This is a genomic window from Pauljensenia sp. 20925_1_27, assembly GCF_041432835.1.
Taxonomy (GTDB): domain Bacteria; phylum Actinomycetota; class Actinomycetes; order Actinomycetales; family Actinomycetaceae; genus Pauljensenia.
This window is the reverse complement of record NZ_JAPWAH010000030.1, coordinates 1-15,465: the sequence shown is the minus strand read 5'-3', so window position 1 is coordinate 15,465 and position 15,465 is coordinate 1. Positions and strand designations below refer to the sequence as shown.

9 protein-coding genes and 1 pseudogene are annotated in these 15,465 nt (G+C 65.6%); 9 read left to right on the top strand and 1 reads right to left on the bottom strand.

The genetic code is table 11. From position 1 onward, the window contains the following. Positions 1 to 176 precede the first annotated feature (176 nt). From nrdI to O3684_RS09835, 8 genes are all read left to right on the top strand, one after another. Positions 177 to 593: a class Ib ribonucleoside-diphosphate reductase assembly flavoprotein NrdI gene (nrdI, locus tag O3684_RS09870; protein ID WP_048677669.1), complete on the top strand. Its 417-nt coding sequence runs from the start codon at positions 177 to 179 to the stop codon at positions 591 to 593. Next, on the top strand, positions 563 to 2,719 hold the full coding sequence (gene nrdE / locus O3684_RS09865; RefSeq protein WP_500066728.1) for a class 1b ribonucleoside-diphosphate reductase subunit alpha: 2,157 nt from the start codon (positions 563 to 565) through the stop codon (positions 2,717 to 2,719). The genes nrdI and nrdE overlap by 31 nt, the downstream gene beginning before the upstream one ends. A gap of 195 nt (positions 2,720 to 2,914) precedes the next feature. After that, a complete protein-coding gene (locus O3684_RS09860) occupies positions 2,915 to 3,439 on the top strand; it encodes a hypothetical protein (RefSeq protein WP_500066726.1) in 525 nt (174 codons plus the stop codon). Positions 3,440 to 3,597: 158 nt separating this feature from the next. Next, entirely contained in the window at positions 3,598 to 4,041 is a 444-nt protein-coding gene (locus tag O3684_RS09855; protein WP_500066724.1) for a hypothetical protein, read from the top strand. Between the two features lie 114 nt (positions 4,042 to 4,155). Continuing rightward, entirely contained in the window at positions 4,156 to 4,749 is a 594-nt protein-coding gene (locus tag O3684_RS09850) for a hypothetical protein (protein WP_500066722.1), read from the top strand. Positions 4,750 to 4,850: 101 nt separating this feature from the next. Continuing rightward, on the top strand, positions 4,851 to 6,602 hold the full coding sequence (locus O3684_RS09845; RefSeq protein WP_500066720.1) for a P-loop domain-containing protein: 1,752 nt from the start codon (positions 4,851 to 4,853) through the stop codon (positions 6,600 to 6,602). A gap of 502 nt (positions 6,603 to 7,104) precedes the next feature. Continuing rightward, positions 7,105 to 7,872 (top strand): ABC transporter ATP-binding protein, encoded by a 768-nt coding sequence (locus O3684_RS09840; RefSeq protein WP_500066718.1) that lies wholly within the window; start codon positions 7,105 to 7,107, stop codon positions 7,870 to 7,872. A 29-nt stretch (positions 7,873 to 7,901) separates the two neighbouring features. Next, on the top strand, positions 7,902 to 10,436 hold the full coding sequence (locus O3684_RS09835; RefSeq protein WP_500066716.1) for an FtsX-like permease family protein: 2,535 nt from the start codon (positions 7,902 to 7,904) through the stop codon (positions 10,434 to 10,436). A 1,364-nt stretch (positions 10,437 to 11,800) separates the two neighbouring features. On the opposite strand, the gene O3684_RS09830 is transcribed toward O3684_RS09835, so the two are convergent. Next, on the bottom strand, positions 11,801 to 13,537 hold the full coding sequence (locus O3684_RS09830; RefSeq protein WP_500066714.1) for an L-serine ammonia-lyase, iron-sulfur-dependent, subunit alpha: 1,737 nt from the start codon (positions 13,535 to 13,537) through the stop codon (positions 11,801 to 11,803). Between the two features lie 1,060 nt (positions 13,538 to 14,597). On the opposite strand from O3684_RS09830, the pseudogene O3684_RS09825 reads away from it, so the two are divergent. After that, positions 14,598 to 15,465, top strand: a pseudogene (locus O3684_RS09825) (hypothetical protein); the annotation flags it as partial.

Here is a 15,465-nt window from a genome sequence, read left to right as displayed (position 1 = left end):
CCGGCCCACACGCCCACAGTCAAGCAGCCCACGCGCCCGCCGCACACAGCTGCGCGCACGCGCAGGTCAGGCCGCGTCGATCATCCCACATGGGACACGCGTGCCAGGGGAGCCCGCCCGGGCCTCGTCAGTGAGACACTAGAGATTCAGCATCCCGCCAAGCAGGAAGGATCATCATGGGCATCGTCGTCTACTTCTCGTCGGCGACGGGCAACACCCGCCGTTTCGTTGAAAAGCTCGGCCTCCCGGCGGCGCGAATCCCGTTGCTCCCTAAAGATGAACCCCTGCACGTGACCGACGAGTACGTGCTCGTTGTACCCACCTACGGCGGCGGAAATATCAAGGGAGCGGTGCCTAAGCAGGTCATCAAGTTCCTCAACGACCCCGACAATCGGGCCCTGTGCAGGGGTGTCATCTCGTCGGGAAACACTAACTTCGGCAAGGCCTACTGCATCGCGGGCGACATCATCGCGGCCAAGCTGGGGGTCCCCCACATGTATAAGTTCGAGCTCCTCGGCACGCCCGAGGACGTCTCCAGAGTTCGCGAAGGACTGGAACAGTTTTGGCAGAAAACTACACCGACACAGGCGTAGAGGACGCTCCCTCCCCGGAGCTGGACTACCACGCGCTGAACGCGCAGCTTAACCTGTACGACGCGAACGGACATATTCAGTTCGACGCGGACCGTAAGGCCGCTCGCCAGTACTTCCTGCAGCACGTCAACCAGAACACGGTGTTCTTCCACGACCTGGAAGAGAAGCTGAAGTACCTGGTGGACGAGGGCTACTACGAGAAGCACGTCCTGGATCAGTACGACTTCGCGGACATCAAGGAGCTGTACAAGCAGGCCTACGCCCACAAGTTCCGCTTCCCGACGTTCCTGGGCGCGTTCAAGTACTACACGTCGTACACGCTCAAGACCTTCGACGGTAAGCGCTACCTGGAGCGCTTCGAGGATCGCGTCGCCATGGTGTCGCTGTACCTGGCGCGCGGCGACATTGAGCTGGCTCGCAGCTTCGTCGATGAGATCATGACGGGCCGCTTCCAGCCGGCCACCCCGACGTTCCTCAACGCCGGCAAGGCGGCGCGCGGCGAGCTGGTCTCCTGCTTCCTGCTGCGCATCGAGGACAACATGGAGTCGATCGCGCGAGGCATCAACTCCGCGCTGCAGCTGTCCAAGCGTGGCGGCGGCGTCGCCCTGCAGCTGACGAACCTGCGCGAGTCGGGCGCCCCGATCAAGAAGATTCAGAACCAGTCCAGCGGCGTCGTGCCCGTCATGAAGCTGCTGGAGGATTCCTTCTCCTACGCGAACCAGCTGGGCGCGCGTCAGGGCGCGGGTGCCGTGTACCTGCACGCGCACCACCCGGACATCATGCAGTTCCTGGACACGAAGCGTGAGAACGCGGACGAGAAGATCCGTATTAAGACGCTGTCCCTGGGCGTCGTCATCCCGGACATCACGTTCGAGCTGGCCCGCAAGAACGAGGACATGTACCTGTTCAGCCCCTACGACGTGGAGCGCGTGTACGGCGTGCCCTTCTCCGAGATTTCGGTGACGGAGAAGTACCACGAGATGGTGGATGACGGCCGTATCCACAAGAAGAAGATCAACGCGCGTCGCTTCTTCCAGACGATCGCGGAGATCCAGTTCGAGTCCGGCTACCCCTACATCGTCTTCGAGGACACGGTGAACAAGGCGAACCCGATCAAGGGTCGCATCACCATGTCGAACCTGTGCTCGGAGATCCTGCAGGTGTCCGAGGCCTCGACCTACAACGACGACCTGTCGTACTCGCATGTCGGTAAGGACATCTCCTGCAACCTGGGTTCGCTCAACATCGCGAAGACCATGGATTCCCCGAACTTCTCCAAGACGATCGAGATGGCGATCCGCGGTCTGACGGCCGTCTCCGACCTGTCGGATATCGGCTCGGTGCCGTCGATTGCTCGCGGCAACGCGATGAGCCACGCGATTGGCCTGGGCCAGATGAACCTGCACGGGTACCTGGCGCGCGAGCACGTGCACTACGGTTCCGAGGAGGCGCTCGACTTCACGAATATGTACTTCATGACGGTCCTGTTCGAGGCCATCAAGGCCTCGTGCAAGATCGCCCGCGAGCGCGGGGAGACCTTCGAGGGCTTCGAGGACTCCGCGTACGCGTCGGGCGAGTTCTTCCGCAAGTACATTGACGAGGAGTGGGCGCCCACCACGGATAAGTGCCGTGAGCTGCTCGCCGCCTCGTCGATCAAGGTCCCGACCCGGGCGGACTGGGAGGCCCTGGCCGCCGATGTCGCGAAGTACGGCATGTACAACCAGAACCTGCAGGCGGTGCCTCCGACGGGTTCCATCTCGTACATCAATAACTCGACGTCGTCGATTCACCCGATCGTGTCCCGCGTGGAGATCCGCAAGGAAGGCAAGATCGGCCGCGTCTACTACCCGGCGCCCTACATGTCGAACGAGAACCTGGAGTACTACCAGGACGCGTACGAGATCGGCCCGGAGAAGATCATCGACACCTACGCGGTGGCCACGCAGCACGTGGATCAGGGCCTGTCGCTCACGCTGTTCTACCCGGACACGGTGACGACGCGCGACCTGAACAAGTCCTACATTTACGCGTGGAGGAAGGGCATTAAGACCCTGTACTACATGCGCCTGCGTCAGATGGCCTTGGAGGGGACCGAGGTCGAAGGCTGCGTGTCCTGCATGCTGTGACGTCACACCCGTGTGTCGGGTGGTGCGGGGGTCGGGAAACCGGCCCCCGCGCCGTTTTATGGGGGACGAGGCCGGGGCTGAGTTCCCGGGGGATACGGGCGTCGTGGCGGGTGTGAGCCTCGCCGTTTTTTCGGATTTGGGAAGGCGCTCGTATGATGTGGGGGTATATCCCCTCACATTTTCTCGGAGCAAGCGATGAGTGATCTGACGAACCCCTACGGCGTCGGTGGGGCGAGCCAAGGCGGCTATGGCCAGCAGGACGCGTACGGTGCTCAGTCGGCATACGGGTCCCAGGCCTCGTATGGGGGGCAGGCCCCGTACGGCGCGGGGCAGCCTCCGTACGGTGGAGGGCCGGGCATGCCGGGCTACGGTCAGCCGCAGGGGTACGGTCAGTCCGTGTATGGGAGCTTCGCGTACAGCTTGAACCCCGCCGTTGAGCGTGTGCGTTCGAACGCATCGATGGTTCGTATCATGGCGTTCATCAGCTTCGCCACCCTCGGGCCGATTCTCTCGATCGGCGCGTGGGTCTGGGGTGGCATGCTCATGTCCGAGGCGCAGGGTCTCAACGCTCCCATGGACGTGATGAATGATGTCAGTGGCGCTCGAAAGATCGCGATGATCTGCAGCATCGTAGAGATTGTTGGCCTCGTGCTTCTGATTATCCTCGTCATCGTCCTCCCCAATCTGCTGCTCTTCATCGCGGGCGATTCGGGCTACTGATCCGTGTGCGCGATGGAGGCGGGCGTCCTTGGTTGAGTGCTCGCCGTTGCAGGGACGAGCTGTGGCGCGATTCTCTTCCGTCCCGATGGTTATTGACTCAGTCATGCGTGCGCTAGGATGAGCCGCGTAACTAATACCTATTCCATTCGGAGTATCCCATGAGTGATCCCAACAACCAGTACCCCGCCTTCGACCAGTCCCCCTACGGCCAGGCCTCCTACGGTCAGGCCCCGCAGGGTGCGTACGGCCAGGCGCAGCCCGGCTACGGCCAGGCCCCCCAGGTCGCGTACGGCCAGGCGTACATGTTGAACCCGGCCCTGGAGAAGATCCGCTCGAACGCCTCGAACGTTCGTCTCTTCTCCTTCCTGAGCTTCGTCCTCGGCGGTATTTTTCTGTCCGGCGGCATGTGGTTCTGGGCGAACAGCATGATGTCTGAGGCTCAGAGCCTCGGTGCGCCGCTCGATATTACGACGGATCTGGCGAGTGCACGTAACACCGCGAAGATCTGCTCGATCATCCACATTGTCCTCATCGTGGCGGTCGTGGCGTTCTACGCCATCGCCATCATTTCTGTCATCGCGGCCGGTGGCTCACGCTACTGAGTTCTTAGCGTGTGGGGTCCGGATCGCCTCTCGATCCGGACCCCACACGTGTTTGTGCGAGCATCCTGTTAGGATGCCTGTTGTATTGACCGGAAAGAAAAATTGGAGCGTTCCGTGAGCGATCCCCTGAACCCTACCCCTGCGGATTCCGCCACCCAGCCTTATGCTGCCCCTTCGCCGTACGCGCCCGAGGGTACCGGCAGCGCGTCGTATGCTGCGTCGGCCCAGGGCCAGCAGCCTCAGTTTGGCCAGCCCGGCGCTGATCAGTTTGGCCAGCCCGGAGCAGACCAGTACGCGCAGTACGGCCAGGGATCCCAGGCCTCGTACGGCCAGCCCCAGCCGGCATACGGCCAGCCGGCATACGGCCAGCCGGCATACGGCCAGCCGGCATACGGCCAGCCGGCATACGGTCAGCCCGTGTACGGCCAGCCGATGTACACCTCGCCCGCATCCACGCAGTTCGACAGTTTGCGTACCCAAGCGATCATCGCGATCGTTCTGTCAGTTATCAGCTGGTTCATCTTTTGGCTCCTCCTGTCGATCCCGTCGGTGATCTGGTCCTTCATCATCGACTCCAACGCCAAGAATCAGGGCGCGCCGCAGAACATCCTGAGCGTGACGAAGGCCGCGAAGATCGTCTCGATCATCATGGTGTCCATCCAGGCCTTCTTCATCATTCTCTGGGTTATCGTCGCTCTCCTCGACTGACGCCACCGTGAGAGTCACTCGACAGTGCTGACTCCTCACACACCGGAGCCTGTAGGAACGGTGATGCCGTTCCCGCAGGCTCCACCTGTATTCTTGAGGGTATGACTCCCCGATACGAAGCACCCTCGCGCTCGACGTCCGGCACCGACGCAGACCTTCTCGACCAGCTGCGACACGCGGACGGACGCCCCTACGGCTTCTACAAGAACGCCCTCGGTGCCTGGGATTACGGGGACTTCACCCTCGCGATCGATCACGTGCAGGCCGACCCCTACGCCCCGCCCTCGTCCCTGCGCGCCTACGCGACCCCCGAGGCGATGGGACTGCCCGAGGCCGCCCTGGCCTCGTCCGACGCGCGCCTAGCCGCCGCGGACTTTATCGCCCGCTCCTTCGACGAGGCCATCCGCGCCCGCGGAGCGCGCGACGTGTCGATCGCCCGCGCCGGCGCCCTCATCCTCCAGCGCTCCTACGCCACCGTCCTGCCCGACCGCGTCGAGGTCCGCTTCCAGGTCAAGCTCCCCGCCCGCGGACGCACGATCCTCGGCAAGAGCGCCGCCCGCCTCTTCGACGTGGACGTGCCCAACATCGTCATGGACTGCTTCGACTTCGTGTCCGAGGACCCGGACACGACCCGCAAGCGCTCCCGCCTCCTCGGCCACGTCGCCGCCTACGAGGACTACCGCGCCCTCCAGGGGATCCTCGAGGAGCGCGGGTGGGTGTCCTTCGTCGCCGACGACGCCCTGCTGGCGCGCCGCTCCGGCATCTCCGAAACGCCGCTGACCGGCGACGGCGTCGTCGCCTTTTCCGCCCCCGAGTCCCTGCGCGCCACCGTCACCCTGCCCCACGCCGGCGAGGTGAGTGGCATGGCGATCCCCCCGGGCCTGACCCTCATCGTCGGCGGCGGCTACCACGGCAAATCCACGCTCCTTGAGGCCATCGCCCAAGGCGTCTACGCGCACATCCCCGGCGACGGCCGCGAACTCGTCGCCACCGACCCCACCGCCACGAAGGTGCGCGCCGCCGACGGGCGAGCCGTCACCGGCGTCGACATCTCACCGTTCATCACCCACCTGCCCGGCGGCGCCGACACCACGTCCTTCTCCACCGAAAACGCGTCCGGCTCCACCTCGCAGGCCGCCTCCATCATCGAATCCCTCGAGCTGGGCGCGCGCACGCTCCTCATCGACGAAGACACCTCCGCGACCAACCTCCTCATCCGCGACACGCGCATGCGCGACCTCGTCGCCGCCGAGAAGGAACCCATCACGCCCCTCGTCGACCGCGTCACCTCCCTCACCGAGGCCGGGGTCTCCCTCATCATGGTCGTCGGCGGCTCCGGCGCCTTCCTCGACGCCGCCGACCGGGTCCTCATGATGGACAACTACCACTGCCTCGACGTCACCTCCCGCGCGCGCACGGTCGTCGCCGACCTGCCGCGCCCCCGCACCGACGCCCCCACCAGCTGGGAGGCGGCGCCCCGCGTGCCCGCCGCGAAAGCCCGCGTGGACCGCCCGCGCACCAAGGCCTCGGGCACGACCGTGCTGACCATCGACCGGTCGACCGTCGACATTTCTGACGTCGCCGGAGTCGTCGACCCCGGGCAGGCCGAGGCTATCGCCTGGTGCGTGCGCGGCGTCCTCGAGGAGATGGCCGGCAAGCAGTCGATGCCCGACCTCATGGCCAAGCTCGGACGGCGCCTCGCCTCCGAGGGGCTGGACGCCGTCTGCAAGTTCGGCGCGCGCCCCTACCCGGCGTTCCTGGCGCGCCCACGCCTCATCGACGTGGGCGCCGCCATCAACCGCTACCGCGGCCTGTCCCTGCGCGAGCCGCGCGGCGAGGCCTCCGAGTCGTAGTCATTGTCGGGCGCCTGCTGGGCCGGGCTGCTTGTAGCCCCACGGGTGTTCCGGACGCCGGTGGTGGGGGTTTTGCACTACACGAAGCCTGCTGGCGGCGTGTCGTCGGCGTGTCGGGGTCCTAATGATGCAATTCCCCCCGTGGGGTGATGCCGGGCAGATTCGAAAGCCGGGCTGTATGTTGTGCGCCGAGCAATTTCGCATGCAATTCCCCTGTGACTATTTCAGGATTTGAATTGGCGTCGTTGGAATTGCAACGATTCTGGCTGTTATTGAAATTTCATGCAATCGAATTGCATGCGACTTTTCTGGGGGCAGGCCCGCAGCCCGCGGGCGGCGTGGTCAGGACCAGCAACTCCGCAGGCGCATAACCGGAATTTCAACGGGTGCACCCCCGGGGTGGAGCGACCGGGAGACCCCGAGGACGCCCCGGGTGGTCTCGGGGATGAATCAGGGGAAACCTCCGTAGCGGTGACGCACGCCGCAGGCGCACGATGGATGCATGAACACGAATACAACAATCGCGCAGGCCCCCGCGGCCGACCAAGAGGCCCCGGCCTCGTCCATCGTCCGACTCCAGGACGTCTCCAAGATCTACGGAAGCGGCGACGCACAGGTGCGCGCCCTCGACGACGTGAGCGTCGGCTTCGGCGCCGGCGAATTCACCGCCATCATGGGCCCCTCCGGCTCCGGCAAGTCCACGATGATGCACATCCTCGCCGGCCTCGACGCCCCCACCTCCGGGCACGTCTTCGTCGAAGATACCGACATCACCACCCTGAAAGACACCGCGCTCACCAAGCTGCGCCGCGACCGCATCGGCTTCGTGTTCCAGTCCTTCAACCTGGTACCCACCCTGGATGCGCGCGCCAACATCCTCCTGCCCATGCGCCTGGCCGGGGCCACCCCCGAGAAGGAATGGTTCGACCTCATCGTCAACTCCCTGGGCATCGCGGACCGCCTGAGCCACCGCCCCTCCGAAATGTCCGGCGGCCAGCAGCAGCGCGTCGCCGTCGCCCGCGCCCTCATGAGCCGCCCCGCCGTCATCGTCGCGGACGAACCCACCGGCAACCTCGACTCCCATTCCACCGACGAGGTCATGGACCTGCTGCGCCGCGCCGTCGATGAACTCGGCCAGAGCGTCATCATGGTCACCCACGACACCGCCACCGCCGCCTACGCGGACCGCGTCCTCGTGTGCCGAGACGGCCGCATTGTCTCCGACCTGCGCGACATCACCGCCGACAACCTGACCGCGGCGCTGCGCTGAACGCGCGCCCACACCCCAAGGCTCATCCCATGTCTGCAACAAACTCCCTCCTGAGCGCCAACCTGCGCTCCCACGGCCGCCGCTACATCTCCACCGGCCTGGCCGTCGCCATCTCCACGGCCTTCATCGTCATCACCCTCATCGTCATGACGGCAATGACCTCGGGCCTGACCTCCAGCGTCTACAGCCAGTACCGAGGCGGCACGATCGTCGTCTCCCAAAACGACGACGCGCCCGAAGGCGCCATTGAGAGCGCCGAAAAAGCCCTGAGCGCAACTAGCGGCGTCACCGCCATCAAGCACATGGCCCAGTGGCCCGCCGACGCTCAAACCGACGCGACGCGCGCCGGCCTCTACGTGTCGCCGCTGGCCCCTAAGCCCTTCGCGGACCTCGACCTGAGCGCCGGAACCGCCCCGACCGCCGACGACCAGATCGTCATCCCGGAGCACACGGCCTTGACCCTCTCGCTGAAGGTCGGTGACACCGTCCGTGTGCGCGCCGGATTCACCGAGGGCGACTACCGCACCCTCACCATCGTCGGCACCACCCGCTCGAACACCATCAGCATGGGCGTGCCCGCCAGCTACGTGACCGACGGCGGATTCTCCGCGATCTTCGGAACGACCGCCTCCGGGAAGTTCATCGTCGCGACGTCCGGTTCGGATGCGGACAGCAACGCAAACCCTCCCAGCGCCACCCAGGACGAATGGGTGGCGAGGGCGAACTCCGCTTTGAGTGGAGTCTCGGGCGTGACCGTCACCAGCGTGCACAAGGCAATCCAGGACGACCTCAACCAGGCGCGCCTGGGAGCGTCCATGACGATGGGAATCATGCTGATCTTCCCCGCGATCGCGGCGCTCGTGGCCTCTATCGTCGTCTCCTCGACATTCCGCGTGGTGCTCACGCAGCGCACCCGCGAACTGGCGCTGCTGCGCACGCTGGGAGCGACCAGGCGACAGGTCCGCTCGCTCGTGACTCGCGAGGCCCTCGCGATCGGAGCGATCTCATCCGCGATTGGCGTCGCGCTCGGCTGGCTGATTGGCGCGCTCGCGGAGGCGGGCACCGGCCTGGCCTCTAGCGTCGTCGCGGCGCTGGCGGGGGCCTCCGTCTGGCAGCTCGTCCTCACGTGGCTAGGCGCCACCCTGTTCACGACCCTCGTCGGCGTCTTCCCGGCCCGCGCCGCCTCCCGCGTCGCGCCCGTCGCCGCCCTCGCCCCCGTGAACGAGGCCGGGGCCGCCGCCCGGAAGAAGCACACCGTCCGCTTCGTCATCGGCGCGCTCATCGCGGTGGCCGGGTGCGCTTCGGTGGCCCTCGCGTGGCGCTCGGATAGCGGCGGCACGAAATTCCTCGGGGCTTTCGGCGGGTCACTCCTGGCCCTCCTCGGCGCGCTGCTCGTCGCCTCGGTGCTGCTGCCCGCCCTCACCCGCGCGTTCGGCTCGGCCTTCCCCGGCACCCTGTCCGCCATGGCCCGCGAGAACACGATGCGCAACCCCGGCCGCACCTCCGCGACCGGCACCGCGATCATCATCGGCGTGACCCTCGTCGTCACCATCATCGTCGGTGCCGCATCCGTGCGCACCACCCTCACCAACGCCGTGAACGACGCGCGCCCCTTCGACCTCATGGCGGTGTCCACTGATGGGGCGATCACCGACGACCAGCAGGCCGCCATCGCGGCCACCGACGGCGTCGCCGCCACCGTCGCCCAGTACGCCGCCCCCGGAACCCTGACGACCACCTCGGGCGCGCCCGCCTACGCCGGGCCCGAGGGGGCGGGATCGGAGGACGAGGCCCAGGCCTCGTCGGTCATGATCACCGGAGAACCCGACTACACGGGCGTCACCCACTCGACCGTCACCCAGCTGGGTGATAACCAGGTGCGCGTCGGCGACGAGGCCCTGGCCGGGCAGACGCTGCGCCTGTGCGCCGACACGTGCGTGGACCTGAGCGCCGTGTACGACAAGAACGGCAGCGTCGGGCAGGCCCAGGTCTCCGAGAAGACCCTGCGATCCATCGCGTCTTCGCTCGAGCGTCAGGCTATCATCATCAAGATGGCCGACGGGGCCGACGCCGAGACCGTCCAGGCCGCGCTGCTCAAGGACTCTCACCTGAGTGTCAATGGCTCCGCGCTGGAGCGCCAGATGTATACGAAGATCATCGACCGGCTGATGCTCGTCCTCGTCGGACTGCTGGGTGTCTCCGTCCTCGTGTCCCTGGTGGGCGTGGCCAACACGCTGTCCCTGTCGGTCGCCGAACGCACCCGCGAAAACGGGCTGCTGCGGGCCCTCGGCCTGACGCGACGCCAGATGAAGAGCCTCCTCGCCCTCGAGGCGCTGTTCCTCTCACTGACCGGCGCGCTCATCGGCGTCGGCATGGGCGTCGCCTTCGGGTGGGTTGGCGTCATGAGCCTGCCGATTGACGGGGCCACCCCCGTGCTGAGCGTGCCGTGGCTGCAGCTGGTCGGCGTGTGCGTCGTCGCCATCGTGTCCGCGCTGATCGCCTCCTGGCTGCCCGGCCGCCGGGCCGCGAAGGTCAGCCCCTCGGAGGCGCTGGCGACGGAGTGAATCCTTGCTGATCAACGGGTGTTGATGGGTGTTGATGACGGGTGGGGTGCCGGAAGGCGCCCCACCCGTTGTTATCGGTCCTCACTTGCCCGACCGTTGGCGTGTGGGGCCGACTGCGCCGTGGGCGGCGGCCCGGCCAGGCTTTGGGTTGCTGCATGTTGTCCAGTTCTGGCTGTCAATCATTAATGTCGCATGCAATTCCCCTGAGTGTATTTCAGGTATTGAAATCTAATCGTTGATATTCTGCGGTTTTTGAGCTTTCGTTGGATCGTGCCGCGGGGGAATTGCATGCGAAATTTGGCTGGCGCTAGCCGTGCCAACCCGTGCTGGTCCCGCCGCCGCCCGCCGGCACTGCGGCGGGTTCCTGCGGCTCCTTGGGTGTCTTCCGCTCCAGACCGGTGGTGCCTGGAGTGCTGTTGTGTCGGCTAGCTCGATTTCTGCCTCGTGTTCGGTACAAAATTCTCCCTGCTCGGCTTCATGGTGGTGAAAACGGTACAAAACTCTCCCTGCATGCGCGGATTGCGCCAAATTGGGCCATTTCGGGTGAGCGGGGAGAGTTTTGTACCGGAAATACGGTGAGGGCGGGTGAGCGGGGAGAGTTTTGTACCGGAAATGCGGTGAGAGGGGCGTGCTGGGTGGCTCGGTGTGTCGGATCGAAGCCTGGCCGAGCCCTGCCATAGCCCGCGGGCACTGGGGGCGGGCCTTCCGGGACCGCTGGTGCGCTCCACGCCGGTGGTGGTGGGGGTTTTGCGCCATTCGAAACGCTGCGTCGGCGTGTCGCCGGCGTGTCGGACCCCCGTGTGGCGCAATTCCCCCCGATCGGTGACGACGAGGCCGCAACTTGAGGCGGTGCGGCTGCGAAACTGGAGATCCATCGGGCGAAAAACGCTGAAAACAGGCTGTTTGAGGTGAATGGGTCTGCGCTTTGGTGGAGTTGGCGGGTGTGGACGCATCGATTGCGCTATTCGGCGCTGCAGGCGCGGCGGATGCGAGTCGGATCTGGCAGCTGGGCCCCACTACTGGCACCCGTAACCCGCTCATGCGCAGCTAAACCCCATTGGTGGCATGGTGGGCAGCCTGCCCACGCAACCACCTATCGGGTTAACGTGCGCAGGAAAGGGTCCAGGCCGCCACCTATCGGGTTAACGTGCGAGATCAGTAATTTCGCATGCAATTCCCCTGAGTGTATTTCAGGCTTTGAAATCAGATTATTGGGATTCCGCGGTTTTTGAGCTTACGTCGATTGATGCCGCGGGGGAATTGCATGCGACTTTTGTCTGGCACTGGCCCCGCCACCGGCCGTCACCCACGGACGCCGTGGCTAGGCACCGCGAAGAAGCCCTCCAGCGAGGGCTCGCCGCGCCTCAGCACTCCACGACGTTGACGGCCAGGCCGCCCTCGGACGTCTCCTTGTACTTCGAGAGCATGTCGTTGCCGGTCTGGCGCATCGTCTCGATGACGACGTCCAGGCTCACCGTGTGGCGGCCGTCGCCCCACAGGGCCATGCGCGCCGCGTTGATTGCCTTGACGGCCGCGATCGCGTTGCGCTCGATGCACGGCACCTGTACGAGGCCCGCCACCGGGTCGCACGTGAGGCCCAGCGAGTGCTCCATCGCGATCTCCGCCGCGTTCTCGACCTGCTGCGGGGTGCCGCCGAGGGCTTGCGCCAGGCCGGCGGCCGCCATCGCCGAGGCCGACCCGACCTCGCCCTGGCAGCCGACCTCGGCACCCGCGATGGACGCGTTCGTCTTAATAAGGGCGCCGATCGCCGTCGCCGCCAGCAGGAAGTCGTGCACGAGGGCGCGGCGGCGAGCCGCGCACGCCTCGGGCGAGGCGGGATCATCCGAGCAAGCCTTGGAGGAGTCCGCCGTCATGCGGATGTGCGCCAGTGGGGTGACCGCGCCGTCCTCGGTCTCAGGCCCTGCCGCCACGCCGGGCGTCGACCCCGTCTCCGGGCAGTGCGTCACCAGGTAGCCCAGGACCGCGGGGATGACGCCGGCCGCGCCGTTCGTCGGTGCCGTCACGACGCGGTGGCCGGCCGCGTTCTCCTCGTTGACGGCCAGGGCAAAGAGGTTCACCCAGTCCATCGCTCGCATTGGGTCGGCAACCGTCGACACCCAGGCGCGCGCGGGGGAGCGCACACCGTCCGCAGGAGATGCGCCTGAGGAGGCCCCGGCCTCGTCCGACGAAGAAGATGGGCCCGTCAGGCGCTCCGCGAGCTGGCCGGCGAGTGCGCGGGCGCGTCGCGGCACGTCCAAGCCGCCCGGCAGGATGCCCGCCGCCGACGTGCCGGCATCCACGCAGTCGAACATCGTGTCGGCGATGCGATCCAGGTAGGCGTCGACGGTCTCGCGGGGGCGCACCGCCTCCTCGTTCGTGCGCACGAGGTCCGCGATGCTCAGGCCGGACGCGTCGCACACGGCAAGCAGCTGCGCGCCCGACGCGAACGGGTGCGGCGCGGGAACGTCGATGCCGACGCCCGCCTGGCTCGTCGCGAGCGAGGACACCTCCGGGTTTTGCGGGTCGTCATTCGTCTGGATCATGACGAAGCCGCCGCCCACCGAATAATAGGTGCGCTCCAGGATGGTGGCGCCGTCCTCGTCGGAAGCCGTGATCGTCAGCGCGTTCACGTGATAGGGCAGGACCGTGCGCGGTACGAAACGCACGTCCTCGGCGATGTTGAGGGGGACCTGCGTGCCACTCGGCAGCGTCAGCATGCCCGACGAGGCCAGGGCCGGCAGGATGGACTCCACCGTCTCGATATCCACCGTCTCCGGGTCGTAACCAGCCAGGCCGAGGAGGACCGCGCGGTCCGTCGAGTGGCCGCGGCCCGTCGCGCCCAGCGACCCGAACAGGTCAATCGTGATGTGTGACGGCGGCTTCAGCGTCGTCAGCTCCGTCGTGAACGCCAGGCCCGCGCGCATTGGACCCACCGTGTGCGACGAAGACGGCCCGATACCAATGCGGAACATGTCGAAGACCGACAGCGGGTGCGGCGCATCGTGTGCGGCAACCTCGCCCGAGACGATAGCTGCGGGCGTGGGGCGCGACGGGTCGTACGTCGTGACAGACGTGCCGAGGGTGACGGGGCGAAGATCCATGGGGACTATTGTGCAGTAGCCGCCGTGGGGGCTGCCTGTTGTGGCCCGCCTGCTTTCCGGCCGCCGCGTGGCCTGCCCGCCCGCTCGCCGTCCGCGCCGCGAGCTTCGCTCGGCGCGTCGTCTCGAAGCCCGGCCAGGCCCCGCAGGCCCCGCGGCGGCCTCCAATCGGGCCCTGGCCCTGCCGCCGCCCTCCGGCACCGCGGCCAGGCCCCGCAGGCCACGCGGCGGCCTCCGGGCGGGGCTTGGTGCGCGTGTGCTCGCCCTGGCCCTGCCGCCGCATTCCGCGTGGGGTATGCGGAGAGTGTGGGCGTATCCGGATAAGTTGTCGCTATCCGGATAGGTTATGCGCATCCGGATAGGTTATTAAGCTATCCGGATCTTCGTTACCTATCCGGATGTTTGTTACCTATCCGGATGTGTTGCAGCCTGGGCTCGGTGGCCTCCGTGAGGGGTGGCCACTTGCCCTGCGACCTCAGGCGCAGCAGTTTCGCATGCAATTCCCCCTGAGTATCGTGCTTGTTCGCATCACTTCGTATAGTTGAGTCACTCCTGTTCGGAAATTGCATGCGACTTTGGCGCGGGCGGGTGACGGCGCAGGCGCGGGGTGTGGCGCGGGGTGTGGCGCGGGGTGTGGCGCGGGGCATGTAGCAGTGGGGAAAAGTTCGAGGGCGGATGACAGGGGAAAAGGTATCCCTTGTGGTACTTGACGCTATGGGAGTGACACCAGTGCGAAAATAGGACCTTCGGTTGGTTGTCGCGGATGTGTCAAGTACAGTCAAGTTCCACATTTTGATTTGTTGCCATCCGTTAAAAAAGCCAAAAATAGGTCATAGGAGGCACTTTCATAGACTGATACCGATAGGTAAAACCGCTTTATCCTGCGGAAATATCGCTTGACTGTTTTTCTGTAAGGTAGCCCACTTCGAGAGTTGGACAAATTGGGTTGCATTTTTCAGTAACTGCGTCGTAGTCTGGATGCCATCAAGGTTGTGGAAAAACCTCTCGGGATGTCCCTCCGAGTGCGACACAGCGAAGCAAGAGTCCTCAAGGAGAACGATTGATGGCAACGAGTCGAGCGCGCGCGGGCCACGCGCGGACCAAGCGAACAGGAGCAGCATCCCGCGCCCTGGCCGCCCTGGCCGTCGTGGCTACTGCAGCCAGCACGCTGGTCGTCTCCCAGGTCGCTGCCCCCCAGGCCGCACAGGCCGCCCAGGAGCCCGCCGCTACCGGTATCGACGTCGGCGCTGTTCGTGCCAACATGGGCACGGGCATCGTCAACGCTTCTGAGACCGACACAACCACCAGCCTCCCCGACAACTTCATCCGCTACGGCATCGTGCCGGGCATGTCGCCAACACCCTTTTCCAGCACCGCCGTTAATGGCGGCAAACCGATTACGGACAGCAAGCCTGTCGGCACTTTCCTGGGTGGGACTGTCGCCAAGCAGAAGGACCTGTGGACCTACATCGCCCGCGGCGCGCCGTGGAAGTGGGATGACCAAACGAACAATACTGGTCCCGGCGACTCTGAGGACAGTAAGAAGTGGATGGATGCCCACTACAAGCAGTGGCACGATGGCGGAACCGGGAAGATCTGGGTGAACGGCCAGAGCGCCATCGGTTTCAAGCCAAATGATCCGGGTACCGTTCAGCCGGGTCAGACCTTCCTGCTCGGCGCGATCCGCCACAACAACCTGCCGATCCAGGGCGGACCAAATGTTAAGCAATATCTGCACTCGACCCTGCAGCTGACGATCCCGAACCTCACCGGTTCTCAGCCCGAGGCGTATCCCTTCGTCAATTACGAGTCTTACAACACTCTCTCCTCGACGATCATGTACCGCAAGGGTGGTGCCTACGTCAAGGACCCCGGTATTGCTGGGACGGGCACCTGCCGCACCGACATCGGCATCAACGGTAAGTCTGCGA